Annotated in this window: 14 protein-coding genes; 6 read left to right on the forward strand and 8 right to left on the reverse strand. The window is 66.9% G+C overall.

Annotated features, from left to right (window positions below; translation table 11 throughout):
- Positions 1 to 33: 33 nt before the first annotated feature.
- Positions 34 to 1,422 (reverse strand): FAD-binding oxidoreductase, encoded by a 1,389-nt coding sequence (locus tag ACW6W5_RS02825; RefSeq protein ID WP_152150701.1) that lies wholly within the window; start codon positions 1,420 to 1,422, stop codon positions 34 to 36.
- 205 nt (positions 1,423 to 1,627) lie between these two features.
- On the opposite strand from ACW6W5_RS02825, the gene serA reads away from it, so the two are divergent.
- Positions 1,628 to 2,869: a phosphoglycerate dehydrogenase gene (gene serA, locus ACW6W5_RS02830; RefSeq protein WP_152150699.1), complete on the forward strand. Its 1,242-nt coding sequence runs from the start codon at positions 1,628 to 1,630 to the stop codon at positions 2,867 to 2,869.
- Between the two features lie 60 nt (positions 2,870 to 2,929).
- Here serA and ACW6W5_RS02835 read toward each other — a convergent pair whose 3' ends face one another.
- Entirely contained in the window at positions 2,930 to 3,511 is a 582-nt protein-coding gene (locus ACW6W5_RS02835) for an NUDIX hydrolase (RefSeq protein ID WP_121036667.1), read from the reverse strand.
- A gap of 185 nt (positions 3,512 to 3,696) precedes the next feature.
- Between ACW6W5_RS02835 and ACW6W5_RS02840 the strand changes: the two genes are divergently transcribed.
- From ACW6W5_RS02840 to mtnC, 5 genes are all read left to right on the forward strand, one after another.
- Entirely contained in the window at positions 3,697 to 5,175 is a 1,479-nt protein-coding gene (locus ACW6W5_RS02840; RefSeq protein WP_121036666.1) for an amino acid permease, read from the forward strand.
- Positions 5,176 to 5,243: 68 nt separating this feature from the next.
- A complete protein-coding gene (locus tag ACW6W5_RS02845; protein WP_152150697.1) occupies positions 5,244 to 6,668 on the forward strand; it encodes an amino acid permease in 1,425 nt (474 codons plus the stop codon).
- Between the two features lie 112 nt (positions 6,669 to 6,780).
- Positions 6,781 to 7,422 (forward strand): methylthioribulose 1-phosphate dehydratase, encoded by a 642-nt coding sequence (locus tag ACW6W5_RS02850; protein WP_121036664.1) that lies wholly within the window; start codon positions 6,781 to 6,783, stop codon positions 7,420 to 7,422.
- A gap of 117 nt (positions 7,423 to 7,539) precedes the next feature.
- Positions 7,540 to 8,103, forward strand: a complete 564-nt coding sequence (locus ACW6W5_RS02855; RefSeq protein WP_121036663.1) for a 1,2-dihydroxy-3-keto-5-methylthiopentene dioxygenase — start codon at positions 7,540 to 7,542, stop codon at positions 8,101 to 8,103.
- A 3-nt stretch (positions 8,104 to 8,106) separates the two neighbouring features.
- Entirely contained in the window at positions 8,107 to 8,805 is a 699-nt protein-coding gene (gene mtnC / locus ACW6W5_RS02860; protein WP_152150695.1) for an acireductone synthase, read from the forward strand.
- A gap of 73 nt (positions 8,806 to 8,878) precedes the next feature.
- Here mtnC and ACW6W5_RS02865 read toward each other — a convergent pair whose 3' ends face one another.
- The 6 genes from ACW6W5_RS02865 to ACW6W5_RS02890 all read right to left on the reverse strand — a co-directional run bounded on the left by ACW6W5_RS02865 (position 8,879) and on the right by ACW6W5_RS02890 (position 18,805).
- On the reverse strand, positions 8,879 to 11,521 hold the full coding sequence (locus tag ACW6W5_RS02865; RefSeq protein WP_152150693.1) for a beta-mannosidase: 2,643 nt from the start codon (positions 11,519 to 11,521) through the stop codon (positions 8,879 to 8,881).
- 87 nt (positions 11,522 to 11,608) lie between these two features.
- Complete coding sequence (locus tag ACW6W5_RS02870) at positions 11,609 to 12,802, reverse strand: AGE family epimerase/isomerase (RefSeq protein WP_152150690.1); 1,194 nt, start codon at positions 12,800 to 12,802, stop codon at positions 11,609 to 11,611.
- The gene (locus tag ACW6W5_RS02875; protein WP_152150688.1) at positions 12,799 to 13,794 is read right to left on the reverse strand and encodes a carbohydrate kinase family protein; all 996 of its coding nucleotides are present in this window, start codon (positions 13,792 to 13,794) and stop codon (positions 12,799 to 12,801) included. The genes ACW6W5_RS02870 and ACW6W5_RS02875 overlap by 4 nt, the downstream gene beginning before the upstream one ends.
- 7 nt (positions 13,795 to 13,801) lie before the next feature.
- Positions 13,802 to 15,112, reverse strand: coding sequence for an L-fucose:H+ symporter permease (gene fucP / locus ACW6W5_RS02880; protein ID WP_152150687.1), 1,311 nt, complete (start codon positions 15,110 to 15,112; stop codon positions 13,802 to 13,804).
- A 44-nt stretch (positions 15,113 to 15,156) separates the two neighbouring features.
- Positions 15,157 to 16,200, reverse strand: a complete 1,044-nt coding sequence (locus tag ACW6W5_RS02885) for a LacI family DNA-binding transcriptional regulator (protein WP_121036657.1) — start codon at positions 16,198 to 16,200, stop codon at positions 15,157 to 15,159.
- A gap of 118 nt (positions 16,201 to 16,318) precedes the next feature.
- Complete coding sequence (locus tag ACW6W5_RS02890; RefSeq protein ID WP_152150685.1) at positions 16,319 to 18,805, reverse strand: GH92 family glycosyl hydrolase; 2,487 nt, start codon at positions 18,803 to 18,805, stop codon at positions 16,319 to 16,321.
- Positions 18,806 to 19,007: the final 202 nt, after the last annotated feature.

Here is a 19,007-nt window from a genome sequence, read left to right on the forward strand (position 1 = left end):
GAGCGTATAGGCTGCGTGAAATCCTGTCTTGCCTCAGAGGTCGAAGAGCTTGCCGGGATTCAGCAGCGCTTGGGGATCAAACGCACGTTTGACCGCCTTCATCAGTGCGATTTCCGGCGCGCTGCGCGTGCTGTCCAGGTAGCCCTTTTTAACCAGGCCGATCCCGTGTTCGGCCGAGATGCTGCCGTCAAAGCGCGCCAGCACACCAGCGAGCAGCTTGGTGACATGCTCGCATTGGGTCAGGAACTCCGCATCGGCGGTCTCGTCCGGCTTGAGCACGTTGATGTGCAGGTTGCCGTCGCCGATGTGCCCGAACCAGACCACTTCAAACTGCGGGTAGGCCTGCCCGATCAGGGCCTGGGTTTCGGCAAGGAAGGCCGGCATCGCCGAGATCCGCACCGAGACATCGTTCTTGTAGGGCGTGTAGCGCGCCACCGCTTCGGTGATGCCCTCGCGCAGGCGCCACAGCTGCGCGGCCTGCGCGTCGCTCTGGCTGACCACGCCATCGCTGACCCAGCCGTGCTCCATGCAGTCTTCGAACGCGGCCATCGCGGCGGCTTCCTGCGCCTCGTCGCCGGCAGCGAATTCGGTTACCACGTAATACGGGTGGACCTCGTCGAACGGTGCCTGCGCGCCATGCGCCAGCACATGCCCGAGCGCGCGGTCGGTGAAGAACTCGAAGGCCTGCAGCTGCAGCCGCTCGCGGAAAGCGGCAAACACCTGCATCAACACCTCGAACGAGGGCAGCGCCAGCAGCATCACGTTGCTGGCCGGCGGCGGATCGGTGAGCTTCAAGGTGGCTTCGACGATTACGCCGAGCGTGCCTTCCGAGCCGATCAGCAGCTGGCGGAAGTCATAGCCGCTGGAGTTCTTGATCAGGCCCTTGTTGAGCTCGACCAGCTCACCGGCCATCGTCACCACCTTCAGGCCGGCGATCCACTCGCGGGTATTGCCGTAGCGGATCACGCGGATGCCACCGGCATTGGTGGCGATGTTGCCGCCGATCGAGCACGAACCACGCGCGGCGAAATCCACCGGGTAGATCAGGCCATGCTCGAGCGCCGCGTTGTGCACCGCCTCCAGTGGCATGCCCGCCTGCACGGTCAGGGTGCGGTCGACCGCATCGAAGGCCAGCGGCTTGTTCATCCGCTCCAGGCTGAGCACCAGCTCACCGTGGGCTGCCACCGCGCCGCCAGAGAGGCCGGTGCGGCCACCGGAGGGCACCACGGCCACGCCCTGGGCGGTCGCCCAGCGCAGGATCGCCTGCACCTCCTCCACCGTGCCCGGCAGGGCGATCGCCAGCGGCGCGGGTGTCCAGCGCCGGGTCCAATCGCGGCCGTAGTGCTCCAGATCGGCCGGATCGGTCTTCAGGCGCAGCCCGGGGCAAGCGTGCAACAGCGAATCAAGGCGCGGATCGGTCATGGGGCGTCTGGCGGTGCCGGGGGAGCCCGCAAGCCTGCCAGCCACTCCACGCCGCGTCCAGTAGCGGGGCCTGTTCCCGCGGCTCGTCGGCCTCACCCAAATAGGTGCATCTGAAACCGTTTGGACATCGATTGGCGCACCGCACCATCGCGGCCGGCTTCTGGCATAGTTGAGGGCTCCCGCCGCCACACGTCGCACGCCGCCCATGTCGCCGAAAAAGACCTCGTTCCCGAAGCAGGATATCCGCGTACTGTTGCTCGAGGGGGTCAGCCAGACCGCGATCGACGTGTTCACCGCGGCCGGCTATTCGCAGATCGAACTGCACAGCAAGGCGCTGCCCGAAGACGAACTGAAGGCGCGCATCGCCGAGGCCCACATCGTCGGCATCCGTTCGCGCACGCAACTCAGTGCGGAGGTGCTGGCGAACGCCAAGCGCCTGATGGCGGTCGGCTGCTTCTGCATCGGCACCAACCAGGTCGACCTGGAGGCGGCGGAACTGGCCGGCATCCCGGTGTTCAACGCCCCCTATTCCAACACCCGCAGCGTGGCCGAGCTGGTGATCGCCGAAGCGATCATGCTGACCCGCGGCATCCCGCAGAAAAACGCCGAGTGCCATCGCGGCGGCTGGTCCAAGTCGGCCGCCGGCAGCCATGAGGTGCGCGGCAAGACGCTGGGCATCATCGGTTATGGCCATATCGGCACCCAGGTCGGCGTGATGGCCGAGGCGATGGGCATGCAGGTGATCTTCCACGATGTGGAAACCAAGCTGTCACTGGGCAATGCCCGCGCGGCGATCAGCCTGGATGACCTGCTGGCGCGCGCCGACATCGTGACCGTGCATGTGCCGGAAACCCCGGCCACGCAGTGGATGATCGGTGCCGACGAACTGGCGCGCATGCGCCCCGGCGCACACCTGATCAACGCCGCGCGCGGCACCGTGGTCGACATCGACGCGCTGGATGCGGCGCTGCGCTCGGGCCACCTCGGTGGTGCGGCGCTGGATGTGTTCCCGGTGGAGCCCAAGGGCAACGGCGATGTCTTCGTCTCCCCGCTCACCGCCCACGACAACGTGATCCTGACCCCGCACGTTGGCGGCAGCACACTGGAAGCACAGGACAACATCGGTGTGGAAGTGGCGGCCAAACTGGTGCGCTACAGCGACAACGGCAGCACCCTGTCGGCGGTCAACTTCCCGGAAGTGACGTTGCCCGAGCACGCCGAGAGCCTGCGCCTGCTGCACATCCACCAGAACGTGCCGGGCGTACTCTCCAAGGTCAACGAGATCTTCTCGCGCCACAACGTCAACATCGACGGCCAGTTCCTGCGTACGGACCCGAAGGTGGGCTACGTGGTGATCGACATCACCGCCAGCGAAGCCCAGGCCGGCGCGGTGCGCGAGGAGCTGGCGGCGATCCCCGGCACCCTGCGCACCCGCGTGCTGTATTAATGTATTAAAGGGGACGGGGGTAATTAATAATTACCCCCGTCCCTGTTAAATCCTGTTAAATCACCGCGCCAGCCAGCGCTTGGCCATGCGTGGCAACGAATCATCCCCATCGGGGGTCTCGATCGCCGCATTGGCCACGTCACGGATCTCGCGCCAGGCCAACGCCAGCGATTCGTCGCTGATCGCGAACTGCTCACTGCCCAGCGCCCGCACGACGTAGCGCGCGTCGTAGTGCCAATGCCCCGGGACGTCCTTGCGTTCGGGAATCCAGTGCTTGTCGATGTCGAACAACTCGCCATCCTCCAGCACCAGCGCGGTCAGCCCGGATTCCTCCTCGGCTTCCTTCAGCGCCACCTGGGCCAGATCGCGCTCGCCATCCGCGTGGCCGCCCAGCTGCAGCCAGCGGTCCAGCTTGCGGTGGTGGGTCAGCAGCACGCGCTGCCCGTCGGCGCTGACCAGCCACGCGCTGCCGGTGAAGTGCCCGGCCAGGCGCTCGCGCAGGAACGGGTTGTCCGGATCGTCCAGCACTGTGCTGAATTCGTCAGCCAATGCCGCGTGCTCGGGGTGTCGGCGGGCGTAAGCATCAAGCTGACTGCGCAGGGCGGCGTCAGGAATGGCAACGGATTCGAGGTTCAGCGACATGGCAGGTGCAGGCATCGTGCGGATTTGGCCGATTATCGCTCGGCCATGCTGCATTTGTGCTTGTACAGCGGCTTCAGCTTTGGCTAAGGTACAGCGGCCCCCGCACCGCTGGGGCGCCCAGTCGCCATCAGGGCGTGCGGCAATGTACCGCGCGCCTCACCTTTGTTCATTTAGGGAAGCACTGCATGCTGAAGTCTCTGTTGAGGGTCAAACCGGTCGCACCGGCACCGCACGTCGATGCCGGCGAGCCCATCGAAGGCAGCCTGGACGGCGAGCCCACACTGAGGCGGACCCTCACAGCGAAACACCTGATCCTGCTGGGTATCGGCGCGGTGATCGGTGCGGGTATCTTCGTGCTCACCGGCCAGGCCGCGGCGAACCATGCCGGCCCGGCGGTGATGCTCTCGTTCGTGTTCGCCGGCTTTGCCTGCGCGCTGGCCGGCCTGTGCTACGCCGAGTTCGCGGCGATGATGCCGGTCTCCGGCAGCGCCTATTCCTATTCGTACGCCACCCTCGGCGAAGGCATGGCCTGGTTCATCGGCTGGTGCCTGGTGCTGGAGTACCTGTTCGCCTCGGCCTCGGTCGCGGTGGGTTGGTCGGCGTACCTGATCAGCTTCATCACCACCACGCTGAACATGCCCTTCCCCGATGCGCTCAGCGCCGCGCCCATCGCCTGGACTGGCCATGAGTTCATCTCCTCCGGCAAGCTGTTCAACCTGCCGGCGGTGCTGATCGTGGCGGCCGTCTCGGGCCTGCTGTACGTCGGCGTGACGCAGTCGGCCTTCGTCAACGCGATCATCGTGGCGATCAAGGTCACCGTGATCTGTCTGTTCATCGGGTTCGGCGCCGCGCACCTGGATACGGCCAACTGGACCCCCTTCATTCCGGAGAACACCGGCGTGCCGGGTGAGTTCGGCTGGAGTGGCGTGTTCCGTGCGGCAACCATCGTGTTCTTCGCCTACATCGGCTTCGATGCGGTCTCCACCGCCGCCGGCGAAACCAAGGACCCGCAGCGCAACATGCCGATCGGCCTGCTCGGCTCGCTGGCCGTGTGCACCATCGTCTACATCATCGTCTGCGCCGTGCTGACCGGCATGATGCCGTACCACCTGCTGGGCACGGACAAGCCCGTCGCGACCGCGCTGGAGCCCTACCCGACCCTGTCCTGGCTGAAGACCGCCGTGGAAATCGGTGCGATCGCCGGCCTCTCCTCGGTGGTGCTGGTGATGATGATGGGCCAGACCCGCATCGCCTACACGATCTCGCGCGACGGCCTGCTGCCGAAGATCTTCGGCAAGGTGCACAAGCGCTTCCGTACCCCGTACTGGAGCACCATCGTTGTCGGCGCCATTGCCGCCACCCTGGCCGGTACCGTGCCGCTGAACGTGCTCGGTGAACTGGTCTCGATGGGCACCCTGCTGGCCTTTGCCACCGTCTGCATCGGCGTGCTTGTCCTGCGCTACACGCGCCCGGAACTGGAGCGACCGTTCCGCGTGCCGCTGGTGTGGGTCATCTGCCCGCTGGGCGCCCTGGCCTGCCTGTTCCTGTTCTACCAGGCGTTCGTCGTGCATTGGCACCTGTTCGTGGCCTGGACCCTGCTGGGTCTGTGCATCTACTTCGGCTACGGCATCCGCCACAGCAAGCTGAACAAGAAGAACGCCTGAGTGCTGCCGGGCCGGCCACGTGCCGGCCCGGCCGTTTGATACGTCGCGCCTGAGAAGACATCCAAACCATGTTCAAGCAACTGTGGGCCACCAAGCATCCGCACGCCGCCCATGAAGACGCCAACGGCCTGAGCCTGCGCCGCACCCTCGGCCCCTGGGGCCTGACCGCGCTGGGCATCGGCGCGGTGATCGGCGGCGGCATCTTCGTGATCACCGGCCAGGCCGCGGCCAACCACGCCGGCCCGGCGATCATGCTGTCGTTCGTGCTCGCCGCGATCTGCTGCGCATTCTGCGCGATGGCCTACGCCGAGTTCGCGGCGATGGTGCCGGTCTCCGGCAGTGCCTACACCTATACCTATGCCACCTTCGGCGAGCTCTCGGCCTGGTTCATCGGCTGGATGCTGGTGCTGGAATATGGCGTCTCCGCCTCGGCCGTGGCGGTCAGCTGGACCGGCTATTTCCTGAGCCTGCTCAGCCATTTCGACATCCATCTCCCCGCCGCGCTGGTCAGCGCGCCACTGGATGGCCAGCTGCGCCCGACCGGCGCCATCGCCAACATCCCGGCCGCGGTGCTGGTGCTGCTGCTGACCTGGCTGTGCTACGTGGGCATCAGCAAATCCTCGGCCATGAACATGGCGATGGTGGTGCTCAAGACCGCGCTGATCGTGCTGGTGATCGTGGTTGGCTGGAAGTACGTGGACCCGGCCAATTGGACCCCGTTCATTCCGGAAAACGAAGGCCCGGGCAAGTACGGCTTCGACGGCGTGCTGCGCGGTGCGGCAATGGTGTTCTTCGCCTATATCGGTTTCGAGGCGGTGTCGGTAGCCGCGCAGGAGTCGCACAAGCCGCAGCGCGACATGCCGATCGGCATGCTGCTCTCGCTGGTGATCTGCACCGTGCTGTACATCGCCATGGCCGCGGTGATGACCGGGCTGGTGCCGTACCAACTGCTGGGGACCGATGAGCCGGTGGTGACCGCGGTGGCGGCGCATCCGCAGCTGGGCTGGTTGCGCGTGGTCGTGGAGATCGGCGCGCTGATCGGGCTGTCCTCGGTGGTGCTGGTGATGGTGATCGCGCAGCCGCGCATCTTCATGATCATGGGCCGCGACGGGCTGTTGCCGTCCCTGTTCACCAAGATCCATCCCAAGTACCGCACGCCGCACATCAACACCGTGATCACCGGTATCGGCATCGCGCTGCTGGCGGCAGTGTTCCCGCTGGACGTGCTGGGTGAGCTGACCTCGATGGGCACGCTGATCGCGTTCGCGGCGGTCTGCGCGGGCGTGCTGATCCTGCGCCGTACCCAACCGGACCTGCCGCGTCCGTTCCGGATGCCGATGGCGTGGCTGATCTGCAGCCTGGGCGTGCTCAGCTGCATCGCGCTGCTGACGGCGATGACGGCCCACAACTGGATGCTGATGGGCTTCTGGACGCTGGGCGGTTTCGCGATCTATTTCTGTTATGGGTATCGCCATAGCCGGCTGCGCAAGTAGTGCCGGCCGCTGGCCGGCTCCACCTGCACCCAACACGCTCATGAGGAGCCGGCCGGCGGCCGGCACTACCGCAGAGCGCGCGAAATCGATGGAAGCGCCGTAAAATAGCCCCATGAGCACCCCCACCTTCCCGTACGACACCGCGCGCCTGAGCGAGCTGGCCCAGCTGCTGATCGACAACGTCCGTGAGCTGGCGCACGCCGGCTGGACCCCGGCCACCAGCAGCAACTTCTCCCACCGCCTGGATGACCGCCACGCGGCGATCACCGTGTCCGGCAAGGACAAGGGCCGGCTGGTGGAGGACGACATCATGGTGGTCGATTTCGACGGCCAGGCCGTCGGCCGCCCGCTGCGCCCGTCCGCCGAGACGCTGCTGCACACCCAGCTGTATCGCCGGTTCCCGGAGATCGGCTGCGTGCTGCACACCCATTCGCCGGTGCAGACCATCGCCTCGCGCCTGTATGCGCCGCAGGGCCATATCCGCCTGGAAGGCTACGAGCTGCTGAAGGCCTTCCACGGCAACAGCACCCACGAGATGGCGATCGATGTGCCAGTGTTCGCCAATACACAGGACATGGACGTGCTCTCGGCCCAGGTCGATGCCCTGCTCGACACCCAGCCGCTGTGGGGCTACCTGATCGACGGCCACGGCCTGTACGCGTGGGGCCGCACCATGGCCGAGGCGCGCCGCCACATGGAAGCCTTCGAATTCCTGCTGCACTGTGAGCTGGAACTGCGCAAGCTGCGTGGCTGATCGCGCTCAGATTCCTGAAGAGAATCTGTATTCCGCGCATCGGCATCAGTACGTCGCCCCCACCCCGGCGCCGCACTGGTACCCTTTCCTTCCCCTCTTCGCCTCGATGCCGCCGCCATGAGCCGACTCCGTATCTTTGATGACACCGCCCCGGATGTCCCGCTGTTCGACAGCCGGGATGGCGAGGCGATCGCTGCCGAACTGAAGAAGATCGGCGTCACGTTCGAGCGCTGGCAGGCGGCCCACGAGGTCGCGCCGGGCGCCAGCCAGGACGAGGTCTTCGCCGCCTACAAGGTCGATATCGACCGTCTCGTCGCCACGCACGGTTTCAAGAGCGTGGACGTCGCCTCGATCGCGCCGGACAACCCGAACCGCGCCGAGCTGCGCAGGAAGTTCCTGGACGAGCACTTCCACAAGGAAGATGAAGTCCGCTTCTTCGTCGCCGGCTCCGGGCTGTTCACCCTGCACGTGGACGGCAAGGTCTACGAGATCGAGTGCGTCAAGAACGACCTGATCGCCGTGCCCGATGGCATCACCCATTGGTTCGATATGGGCGAGGAACCGAGTTTCGTGGCGATCCGCTTCTTCACCGAGCCGGATGGCTGGGTCGGCCATTTCACCGGCAGCGACATCGCCCAGACCTTCCCGCGTTACCACCCCGCACAGCACCAGGCCGACTGATCCATGCCGCAACCGACCGTCATCCTCACCGATATCGAGGGCACCACCAGCAGCATTTCGTTCGTCAAGAACGTGCTGTTCCCGTATGCGCGCAAGGCGCTGCCGGCGTTCGTCGCCGCGCACGGCCAGGAGCCGCAGGTGCGCCGCTGGCTAGACGCGGTGGCGGTGGAGATCGGTGGTGCCTGCCAGGACAGCCTGATCGTGGAGACGCTGCAGGGCTGGATCGACCAGGACCGCAAGCACACCGCGCTCAAGGCGCTGCAGGGCATGATCTGGGAAAGCGGCTACCGCAACGGCGATTACAAGGCGCACTTCTATCCGGAAGTGGCCGCCGTCCTGAAGGGCTGGCATGCGCAGGGCAAGCCGCTGTACGTGTATTCCTCCGGCTCGGTGCCGTCGCAGAAGCTGTTCTTCGGCTTCAGCGAAGCCGGTGACCTGACCGGGCTGGTCTCGGGCTGGTTCGACACCGAAGTGGGCGGCAAGCGTGAGGCCGACAGCTACCGTCACATCGTCGAGGCGATCGACGTACCGGCCGCGCAGATCCTGTTCCTGTCTGACGTGGTGGAAGAGCTGGATGCCGCGCGCGACGCCGGCCTGCAGACGCGCCTGATCGACCGCCTGGACGATTACCCGCTGCCGCGCAGCGGTGAGGCCACCCACGGCCACGACCGCGTCGAGAACTTCCAGCAGATCACGCTGTAACGGGTGGATCCACGCCACGCGTGGATGCCTTTCGCGCGATTCCGGTACCACGCCAGCCACGCATGGCGTGGCCCTACCTCCGGATATCTGCCAAAGAGTGCAGGCGCAACGCGCCGCGCAGCGTGGCCAGATCCGCCTCCGCGCGCAGCCGGATCGTCACCGTTTCACCCGGCAACAGGTCGAGCGCATTGTTCTCCAGCGCGGCATCCAGCCCATCGAAGTCGATCCACAGCGCCCGCACCAGCGTCGGCGAGCGCAGCGTCAGCAGGTAGCCGTCGCCATCGGCGCGCAGCGCGCTGTCGATCTTCGCCGGTGACAGCGCCAACGCTTTGGCCGGGACGAAATACACCACCTGCTGCGACAACAGCGTGGCGCCGTCGAACAGCTCGACCACCGCCACGGTGCGGCCCGGATCGGCGCCCTTCAACAACACGGCATCGGCGAACTGCCCTACCTCCAGTGCTGACAGCGGTGGCACTGCCACGGTGTGCCGCTGCTCGCTGCGCTGGGTGCCATCGAGATCGAGCACGCGCAGCCGCCATGTCGCCTGCAGGCCCTGCTGACGATCATTGAGCAGGCTCACCCGGGTCACGCCCTCGTCGCGCAACGCCGCCACCGCGTGGTCGGCGAAGAAACGTTTGGCGTGGAAGTGCAGCGCCTTCCAGCGGCCGGCGTAATCGATGCTGGACCACGACGCCCCCGGCCATACATCGTTGAGCTGCCAGTACAGCGAGCCCATCGTGTACGGCCGCGAGGCCCGGTGATGCAGGGCAGCGAGCTGGATGCCATCGGCCTGCATCACCTGGCTCAGGTAGACGAACGTGGGGAAGTCACGCGGCGTGCCGTACTCCTCCTCAATGTACTTGAGCAGGCGCTGGTTGCCCTCGCCCGCCATGAACTTCTGGTGCGCGCGCACCGTTGGGCTGTCCACCTGCTGCTCGGCGGCGGGAATGATGCCGTCCAGCGTGCGCAGCACCGGCCAGGCCTGCAGCCCGTATTCGGACATGAAGCGCGGCGTCTCGCGCAGGTAGGCGGTCACCGGCAGCGCCGGGTTGCCCCACACCTGCCAGTAGTGCTTGTCGCCACGGGTGGAATCGTTGGCCTTCTCGTCCAGATCATTGCTCGGCGAGCTGGACCAGTACGGCACGCCCAGCCCTTCCTCGGCCACCACCTGGCGCAGGTCGTTGCCGAACAGCTCCACATAGCCCTGCCAGACCCTCGCGGCGAAGGCAGGATCGGCAGCGGTCAGGTCACGGCCGTGGCCCCAGTCCTTCCATGCGGTCTCTTCTTCGTTGTTGCCACACCACAGCACCACGCTGGGGTGATGGCGCAGACGACGCACATTGTCGCGCGCCTCATGGACCACGTTCGCGCGGAACGCTGGATCGTAGCCGGGCTGCATGCCGCCACCGAACATGAAGTCCTGCCAGACCAGCAGCCCCAGCTCGTCGGCGATATCGAAGAACACATCCTCTTCGTAATAGCCACCGCCCCAGTTGCGCAGCATGTTCATGTTGGCATCGCGCGCCGCGGTCAGCTCGCGCCGGATCCGCGCCGCGTCCACACGCGCCGGGAACATGTCGAACGGAATCACGTTGGCGCCCTTGGCGAAGATAGGCACACCGTTGATCACGAACACGAAGCCCTGTCCGCCGTTGCGGTCCACCTCGCGGCGCAGCTCGACGGTACGCAGGCCGGTGCGCTGCTCGATGTGCGTCGCCTCCGCCGTCTCAGGTGCCAGCGTGGCACGCACGGTATAGCGGGCCTGCTCGCCCTGCCCGGCCGGCCACCAGCGCCGCGGCTCCTGCAGCGCCACCGGCACCGCGACGCGGTTGTCACCGGCCTTCAGCATCGTCCTGCGGTCGATGCGCGCCACGCGCGTGCCGTCCGGATCCAGCACCTCGATCTGCACCGACGCGGAACCAACCACTGCGCTTTCCACCTCGACCGCGATCTCAAGCTCAGCCTTGGCCGCGTCCAGGCTGCGGGTCTGCACCACCAGCGCGGTCAGCCGCTGCGCGTCCCAGCTCTCCAGCGTCACCGGCCGCCAGATGCCCGCGGTCACGTAACGCGGGCCCCAGTCCCAACCGAAGTGGTAGCCCGGTTTGCGTACGAAATTGCCGACCATCGCGTCTTTGGGCTCATCGCCATACGGCGAGGGGTAGTTGCCGGCGATCTTGTGCGGCATCGCCTGCACGCCCGGCAGCAGCGTGCGGATCGGCGAGCGCAGCACGACGCGCAGTTCATTGCCGCGAGGCCGCAGCCTGCCCTCCACCCGCGCACGCCAGGTGCGATGGCTGTTGTCGGCCTGCAGCAACGGCTGGCCGTTGAGCGTGACCGTGGCGAACGTATCCAGGCCTTCGAAGGCCAGCTCGGCGTGCGCGCGCGCCAAGGTCGTCGCATCCACATCGAATCGTGCGCGGTACTCCCAGTCGGCCAGGCCGATCCACTGCAGCCCGGCCTCCGGCGCACCCACGTAAGGATCGGGAAACTGCCCCCGCGCCAGCAGGTCGGTATGCACCGCGCCGGGCACCTGTGCGGCACGCCACTCGGCTAGCTGCGGGTGGGCACGAAGCTGCGCATCGCCGGGCATCAGGCGGAATGACCACTCGGCCGCCAGCGGGGCGGCTGCCACGGGCAGCGCCCATGCTGCCAGCAGGACCAGCATCAGCCAGCTGGCCGGTGCAACGACATGGAGACGGCTGTGCGCGCGCATGGGGACCTGCCTGGCTGCGGGGGCAGCCGACCAACGGTCGGCGCTACCGGGATGTCGGGGAAGCCGACCGACGGTCGGCTTCCGGATTCAACGGACCACGTTGAGCACTTCGTAGCACGCGCCCATGGTGTGGTAATCGGTCTTGCCGGCCGGGCTCTTCTCATCGCTGTACTTGCGGTTGTCCGCATCCAGGATGCGATACCAGGCACCGTAGCGATGATCGATCATGTGCTGCCACGCGTAGCCCCACAGGGCGTCGTACCAGTCCCAGTACACGGCATCGCCGGTGCGCTTGGCCAGCAGCGCGGCGGTGGCCAGCGATTCGGCCTGTACCCAGAAATATTTGTCGTCATCGCAGACGCTGCCATCCGGCGCGAAGCCGTAATACAACCCACCACGCTCGGCGTCCCAACTGCGCGCCACCGCCACATCGAACAGATGCCGCGCGGTCGGCACCAGCCAGTCGGCCTGTACGTGGCGATCCAGGATCAGCAGCAGCTTGGCCCACTCGGTCTGATGCCCGGGTTGGAAACCCCACGGACGGAACAGGTGCTTGGGGTTGTGGCGGTTGTAGTCCCAGTCGATCTGCCACTGGGTGTCGTAGTGCTCCCACACCAGGCCGTCGCCCTGCGCCGCCTGGCGGCGGGTCATGTGGTCGGCCAGCAACAGCGCACGATCAAGGTAGCGCTGCTCGCCACTGGCCTCGAAGGCGGCCAGCATCGCCTCGCACATGTGCATGTTGGCGTTCTGGCCGCGGTAGTCGGTGAAGTTCCAGTCGGCATCGGCTTCGTCCTTGTACAGGCCGAACGCCGGTTCCCAGAAGCGCGTTTCCAGCAGCTGCCAGGTCTCGTCCATCCACGAACGCGCCTCGGCAATGCCGGCCTTCAGCGCGCAACTGTAGGCCAGCAGCACGAACGCCACGCCGTAGCAGTGGTTGGTCGCGTCTTCGACCACGCCGTCGCGCAGCGTCCACGCATAACCGCCGGTGGCCGGATTGCGATGCACCTCGCGCAGGTAGCGCACGCCGTGTTCGGCCGCCGCCAGATCCTCGGGCTTGCCGAATTCGCGGTAAGCCATCGCATGGTTGAACACGAACCGGGTGCTGCTGACCAGATGGCGGTGGCTGGCATCGTACACGCTGCCATCGTCACGGTAGTAGTGGAAGAAACCGCCCTTGGGGTCGATTTCATGCGGCTGGTAGAACGCCATCGTCTGCGCGATGTGGGCGCGCAGGAACGCGGGCGAGCGGAAGTCGGGGGTCGGCGGAACCGGCGTGGTCATGCGGCGTCATCCTGTTGTTGCTGCAGCAGTTGCTGGACTTCATGAAGGCTGGGCATCGCGGCGAAGGCGCCCTTGCGGGTCACGGCCAAAGCACCGACGGCCGCGCCGAACCGGATCGCCTCCACCAGCGCGGTGGGGTCCTGGCAGAACCCGGCAAAACCGGTGCCGTCGCCGCCGCGCTCGCCAATCCCGAACAGCAGGCCGCCGACAAAGGCATCGCCGGCCGCGGTGGAATCGACCGTCGTGACACGGAAGCCGGTGAGCACGCCGTGGGCGTGGCGGGTATGCCAGCGGATCGGCGCGGCACCGTCGGTGATCACCACCGCCTGCGCCTGCGCACCCAGCAGGCGCGCGATCACGGCGGCGTCGCCGCCCGGCACTGCGGCCGCCAGGTACTCCAGTTCTTCGCGCGAGAGCTTGACCAGATCGGCCAGCGACAGCGCTTCCCACAACCGCGGCAGCGGGTCGACAGCGGTCGGCCACAGCGCGGGGCGCAGGTTGAGGTCGAGGCTCACCATCGCACCGGCCTGGCGGGCGCGGCGCATGCCCTCCAGCGTGGCCTGCGCGATCTCGGCCTCGGTCAGGCTGTTGGAGCACACGTGGAAGCTGCGCGTGCCTTCAAAGCAGTTCGGGTGGAAGTGCACACTGCGGAACAACAGATCGGCCGCCGGCGGGCGGTAGAAGCTGAAGCTGCGCTCGCCGCTGGCATCCAGGGCAACGAACGCCAGCGCGGTCTTGGCGGCGTCGGTGCGCACGATGCAGTCGGTCGCCACGCCGGCACTGGCCAGGCTCTCGGCGAGGAAGTCGCCGAACATGTCCTGGCCGAGCATGCCGGCAAAATGGGTGTCCGCACCGAGCCGCGCTGCGGCAACGGCGACGTTGGCCGGCGCACCGCCGGCATACTGCAGGAAGGCACGCGGGGTGTCCGGGGTGGCCGGCGGTTGGGCAAGTAGATCGATCAAAATCTCGCCGAAACAAACAATCTTGGACATCGTGGCCTCAAGCTCCCTGTCGGAATCCGACGGCCGGGCGCGAACCGGACAGGCCGTAGAAGATGATGTAGCCGTAGCACAGCAGCGGCAGGATGAAGGACTCATGCAGCCCGATCTGGTCGGCCAGCAGGCCCTGCAGGTACGGCACCACCGCGCCGCCGACGATGGCCATGATCAACAGGCTGGAGGCCTTGTTGGTCAGCGTGCCCAGGCGTTCGATGCTCAGCGCGAAGATGGTCGGGAACATGATGGAATTGAACAGGCCCACCGCCACGATCGAATACAGCGCGACCTGCCCTTGGCTGAGCATGGTCAGGGCCAGCAGCGCCACGTTCATGCCCGCGAACAGGGTCAGCAGCACACGCGGCGAGAACCGGGTCATGATCGCCGAGCCGGCGAAACGACCGATCATCGCCAGCGTCCAGTAAGCCGAAACGTAATGGGTGGCTTCCTTCTCGGTGAAGCCGCCGATGTTGGGCAGCGACAGGTAGTTGACCAGGAAGCTGCCGATCGACACCTCCGCCCCCACGTAGAAGAAGATCGCCAGCACGCCGAACAGCACGTGGCGATGGCGCAGCGCATCCAGCAGGGTGTGCTTGCTGGTATCGGCCTGCTCGGTGGTCTCGGTCAGCGCGGGCAGACGGAACAGGTAGACGAACACGGCCAGCAGGAACAGCGCCACGGCCAGGCCGGCGTACGGGCCCTGCACCGATTGCGCTTCCTGCACGCGGTAGGCGATCTGCTCGGCAGCCGGCAGCGCGCCGATCTCGTCGGCACTCTTGACCGTGTTGCCCAGGATCAGCAGGCCACCGAAGATCGGTGCGATCGCGGTCCCCAGCGAGTTCAGCGCCTGGGCCAGGGTCAGCCGGCTGGAGGCCGTCTGTTCCGGACCGAGCAGCGCCACGTACGGGTTGGCCGCGACCTGCAGCACCGTGATGCCGGTGGCCAGCACGAACAGGGCGCCCAGGAAGGCTTCATACACGCGCAGTTCGGCGGCCGGCCAGAAGCCCAGCGCACCAACCGCGGCGATCGCCAGGCCAGCCACGATGCCCTTCTTGTACCCCAGATGCGCAACCAGCCGGCCGGCCGGGAGCGACATCAGGAAGTACGCACCGAAGAAGGTGAACTGCACCAGCATCGCGCGGGCGTAGTTCAGTTCGAACACCGCCTTCAGATGCGGGATCAGGATGTCGTTGAGGCAGGTGAGGAAGCCCCACATGAAGAAGATGGTGGTCGCCACGGCCAGCGCGACACGCGTGTTCACCACGGGCGCAGCGGAGGATGAGGATGGGAGGCGGGGCGTAGGAGAGATGGGCATTCAGGTACGCGCCTCAGTGCGCGAGCAGGTGATTGGGGAAACCATCAGACGGTCATCGCGCCACTGCTCTCGCGAACGCGGAGCTGGACCGGTGCAACGGTACGGGCCGGCGCCGCGTCGGGATGATCCAGACGCAGCAACAGCAGTTCAGCCGCCTGTCGCCCGCGCTCGCGCGGGTTGACGGTCAGCGTGGTCAGCGGCGGCGATGCCACCGAGGCCTCGGAAATATCATCGAAACCGGTCACCGCGAAGTCGCGGCCCGGCTGCACGCCGCGCGAGGCCAGGCCCAGCATCAGGCCCAGCGCGACGCTGTCGTTGTAGCAGACCGCTGCGGTCGGCACGGCATCCAGCGCGAACAGCTCGCCGGCGCGCGCAGCCGCATCCAGGCGGCTGGGCGAGGTTTCGATCAGCCACGCCGGCTGCACCGGCATGCCCGCCTCGACCAGCGCCTGCGCATACCCGGTACGACGCTGATGGCACGAACTGGAGACCGCGTGGCCGCCATAGAACGCGATGCGGCGGTGGCCCTGTTCGATCAGATGACGGGTGGCAAGGTAGGCACCCTGCTGGTTGTCCAGGGTCAGGAAGTCCCAGTCGGCCCCCGGCAGTTCGCGGTTGAACAGCAGCACGTTGGCATGGCCGAGCACCTGGCGCAGCTGCCCGGCATCGCTGCCTTCGGCCGGCGACAGGATCAACCCGGCGGGCATGTGCTCCATCAGCGTGGTCAGCACCGCCTGCTGCCGCTCCGGCGATTCGCCGGTGCTGCCAAGCAGGGTCACGAAGCCCTTGCCGCCGAGCGCTTCATCCACCCCGGAGGCGAATTCGGCGAAGAACGGGTTGGACAGGTCGTTGATGACCAGGGCCACGCTTGAGGACGTGCGGCGACGCAGATTGGCCGCGCCGCGGTTGTACACGTAGCGTTGCCGTCGCAGTTCGGCCTCCACCTTGGCACGGGTGTCGACGTTCACCAGCGGGCTGCCACGCAGCACCAGCGAGACGGTCGCGCGCGACACGCCGATCGCTTCGGCGATGTCGGTCACGGTGACCGCGCGCGTGCCTTTGCCGGCGGGGGTGGCCTTGTCTTTCATCGGGTCGTCGGGTTCCTCAAGCAAGGTGCAAGCCTAAACGATCGCATTGACCAGCGGTCCCTGCCCGCGCCGAGGGTCAACCCCGGTGGGCTGGCCACGGCGCGGACCAGCGTGTGGCTCATTCCAGTACCGCGCCGGGGGTGGCGCAGAAGGACGCCGGCAGCGCCTCGGCCTGGGTACCCCAGCCGTTCTCCTGCGCGGTGCTGCCCAGGGCGAAGGCGATGGTGCCACCGCGCTGCAGCTGCGCCCAGTCCAGCCACACCGGCGCATGCGCTCGGCCATCGACCTGCACGTTCTGGACATACTGCAACTGGCGGCCATCCGCGCCCGGCGCCTTCAGGGTGAGCGTCCTGCCCTGGCCCAGATCGATCTCGGCGCGGGCGAAGCGCGGCGTATGCAACAGGAACTCGCCGCTGCCCGGCACCGCCGGGTACAGGCCCAGCGCACTGAACAGGTACCAGGCCGACATCGTGCCCAGGTCATCGTTGCCGGTGACGCCGTTGGGCGCGTTGGTGAACAACTGCTGCGCGGCGCGCACCACGGTGGCGGTCTTCCACGGCTGCCCGATCAGCGTGTACATCCAGGGCGCGTGCAGGTCCGGTTCGTTGTTGGGGTTGTAGCGGTACTGGTTGTAGTAGCTGTAGGGACCGACCACCCATTCCTTGCGGGCGGCGGTCAGCGGCGACTTCACCAGCGCGTCGTAAGCGAAGAAGGTATCCAAGCGCCGCGCGGCCTGCTCGCGGCCGTGCATGGCCTGGACCAGGCCCGGCACGTCCTGCTGCGCCAGCCACTGGTATTGCCACGCGGTGCCTTCATGGAAGCCATGGTGCGAGCGCGGGCTGTACGCGCCATCGGCCGGCAGGTACCACGCGCCATCTTCCATGCGCGGCCGCGGGAAGCCGTTGAAATCGCCCTCTTCATCGCGCACCGACGGGTCCCACACCTTGTGCCAGTTGCGGCCACGCTCGCGCAGCACGCCGGCATCGGCGGCATGGCCGAGGCCATCGGCCATCTGCGCCAGGGCGCAGTCGGCCAGCGCGTACTCCAGCGTCGCCGAACCCCCGTGGTGCGGATCCACGTCCATGCCCTTGGAGGGGAAGGCGCGGTCGTACTGGACATAGCCATTGGCCAGGTAGCTCGGGTTGCCCGAACGGCCCGCATGACGCGAGTTCATCGGCGGCACCTCGAACGCATTCTTGCGCAGCGCGGTGTAGGCCTCCCTTTCGCGGCCGGCCAGCGCGCCGAAGCGCCACAGGTCCACCAGGAACGGCGTGACCGGGTCACCCGTCATCACGTTGGTTTCGAAGTTGGCGTAGCCCCAACGCGGCAGCCAACCGCCCTGCGCTTCAATCGCCAGCAGGGTGCGGCCGATATCGCGCGCGACCTCCGGCTTGGTCAACGCCAGCCACTGGTTCTGTGCGCGGTAGGTATCCCACAGCGAGAAGTACTCGTAGTAGGTCCAGCCATCGGCGCGATGGATGTTGTCGTCGTAGCCACGGTAACGGCCGTCGGCATCGCTGCCGGTCAGCGGCTGCAGCAACGCGTGGTACAGCGCGGTGTACAGCACGGTGCGGTCGTCGCTGCTGCCGCCCTGGACACGCACGGCCGCCAATTCCTTGCGCCACTGCTGCTGGGCCATCTGGCGCATCTGATCGAAGCCGAGCAGGCGACCGCCCTGCATGCCATCGCTGCGCAGATTGGCGCGCGCCCCTTCGTCATCCACGTGCGAGATCGCGCTGACCGCGGTCACCGCACGGCCCTTGGCCAGATCGAAGCTCAGCCAGGCGCCGCTGGGCTTGAGCTCGCCTTCCATGCCATGGCGTGCGCCCGGCAGGCCGCCGCCCTCGCCCCAGGTACCGAACGCCTTGAACGGGCGGTCGAACTCGATGCGGAACCAGGTGGTGTACTGATGCCCGCCACAGAAGCTCTTGGTGACCAGCTTGCCTTCCACCGCGCGGTCGCCGACAACATCAACCACGCTGCCGATCACCGAATGGCGCTCGTTGGCCTGGCCGAGGTTGACCAGCACGTGGCCGGTGCCCGCATCGGCGGCGAAGGTGTAACGCTCGGCCGCGGCACGCGTGCGTGCGGTAGCCTCCGCGTCGATGCCGCCGTAGTTGGTCAGGCGCACCTTGTAGTAGCCCGCCTGCCCGATTTCACCCTCGTGGGTGTAGCTGGAGGCGTAGCGCTTGTGGTCGAAGCTCTTGGCGTCGTCGGTATTGAAGTCACCGCCCGGGCCGATGCTGCCGGTCACCGGCAGGACCGAGACCTGGCCGCCCTGCTCCCAGCAGCCGGCGCCGGACAGGAAGGAATGACCGAAGCCACGGATCTTGGGATCGTCGTAGCGCCAGCCAGCATAGTGCTCACCGGTCGGGCTGACCTGGATCAGGCCGAACGGCGCCGAGGCACCCGGGAACGTATTGCCATCGTCCTTGCTGCCGATGAAGGTGTTGACCTCGCGCTCCAGCGCCGCAGGCGCGGCCTGAAGCAACAGCGGCGCGCAGCTCAGGGCCAGCAGGCAGGCCAGACCCGCCAGTGGGCGGCGGCGGGCCGGGACGGCACCGGCGGCGGGAACAACGGAAGGACGGTGAGAAAAACGGGTCACGGACACGGACTCCTTGGCGGACGTGGCGGCAGCGCGAACCAGTGGCGGCGGGCGCCGCTGGTTCCCTGGACTGGGACCCAATCCACACCCCGGTGAATTTAGATCGATTTAAGTAAAGCACGGGAATTTCGGGGGATGCATTCTGCGCTGCAACATCGGCGGCACCCTGGGGGCCAGCAGCAGCGTGTCCAGTTGCGCACTC

The sequence above is a fragment of the Stenotrophomonas sp. IS26 genome (genome assembly GCF_054188265.1).

Coding starts and splice junctions, on each gene's coding strand:
- ACW6W5_RS02825 (WP_152150701.1), bottom strand. CDS start 1,422: ATGACCGATCCGCGCCTTGATTCGCTGTTGCACGCTTGCCCCGGGCTG.
- serA (WP_152150699.1), top strand. CDS start 1,628: ATGTCGCCGAAAAAGACCTCGTTCCCGAAGCAGGATATCCGCGTACTG.
- ACW6W5_RS02835 (WP_121036667.1), bottom strand. CDS start 3,511: ATGTCGCTGAACCTCGAATCCGTTGCCATTCCTGACGCCGCCCTGCGC.
- ACW6W5_RS02840 (WP_121036666.1), top strand. CDS start 3,697: ATGCTGAAGTCTCTGTTGAGGGTCAAACCGGTCGCACCGGCACCGCAC.
- ACW6W5_RS02845 (WP_152150697.1), top strand. CDS start 5,244: ATGTTCAAGCAACTGTGGGCCACCAAGCATCCGCACGCCGCCCATGAA.
- ACW6W5_RS02850 (WP_121036664.1), top strand. CDS start 6,781: ATGAGCACCCCCACCTTCCCGTACGACACCGCGCGCCTGAGCGAGCTG.
- ACW6W5_RS02855 (WP_121036663.1), top strand. CDS start 7,540: ATGAGCCGACTCCGTATCTTTGATGACACCGCCCCGGATGTCCCGCTG.
- mtnC (WP_152150695.1), top strand. CDS start 8,107: ATGCCGCAACCGACCGTCATCCTCACCGATATCGAGGGCACCACCAGC.
- ACW6W5_RS02865 (WP_152150693.1), bottom strand. CDS start 11,521: ATGCGCGCGCACAGCCGTCTCCATGTCGTTGCACCGGCCAGCTGGCTG.
- ACW6W5_RS02870 (WP_152150690.1), bottom strand. CDS start 12,802: ATGACCACGCCGGTTCCGCCGACCCCCGACTTCCGCTCGCCCGCGTTC.
- ACW6W5_RS02875 (WP_152150688.1), bottom strand. CDS start 13,794: ATGTCCAAGATTGTTTGTTTCGGCGAGATTTTGATCGATCTACTTGCC.
- fucP (WP_152150687.1), bottom strand. CDS start 15,112: ATGCCCATCTCTCCTACGCCCCGCCTCCCATCCTCATCCTCCGCTGCG.
- ACW6W5_RS02885 (WP_121036657.1), bottom strand. CDS start 16,200: ATGAAAGACAAGGCCACCCCCGCCGGCAAAGGCACGCGCGCGGTCACC.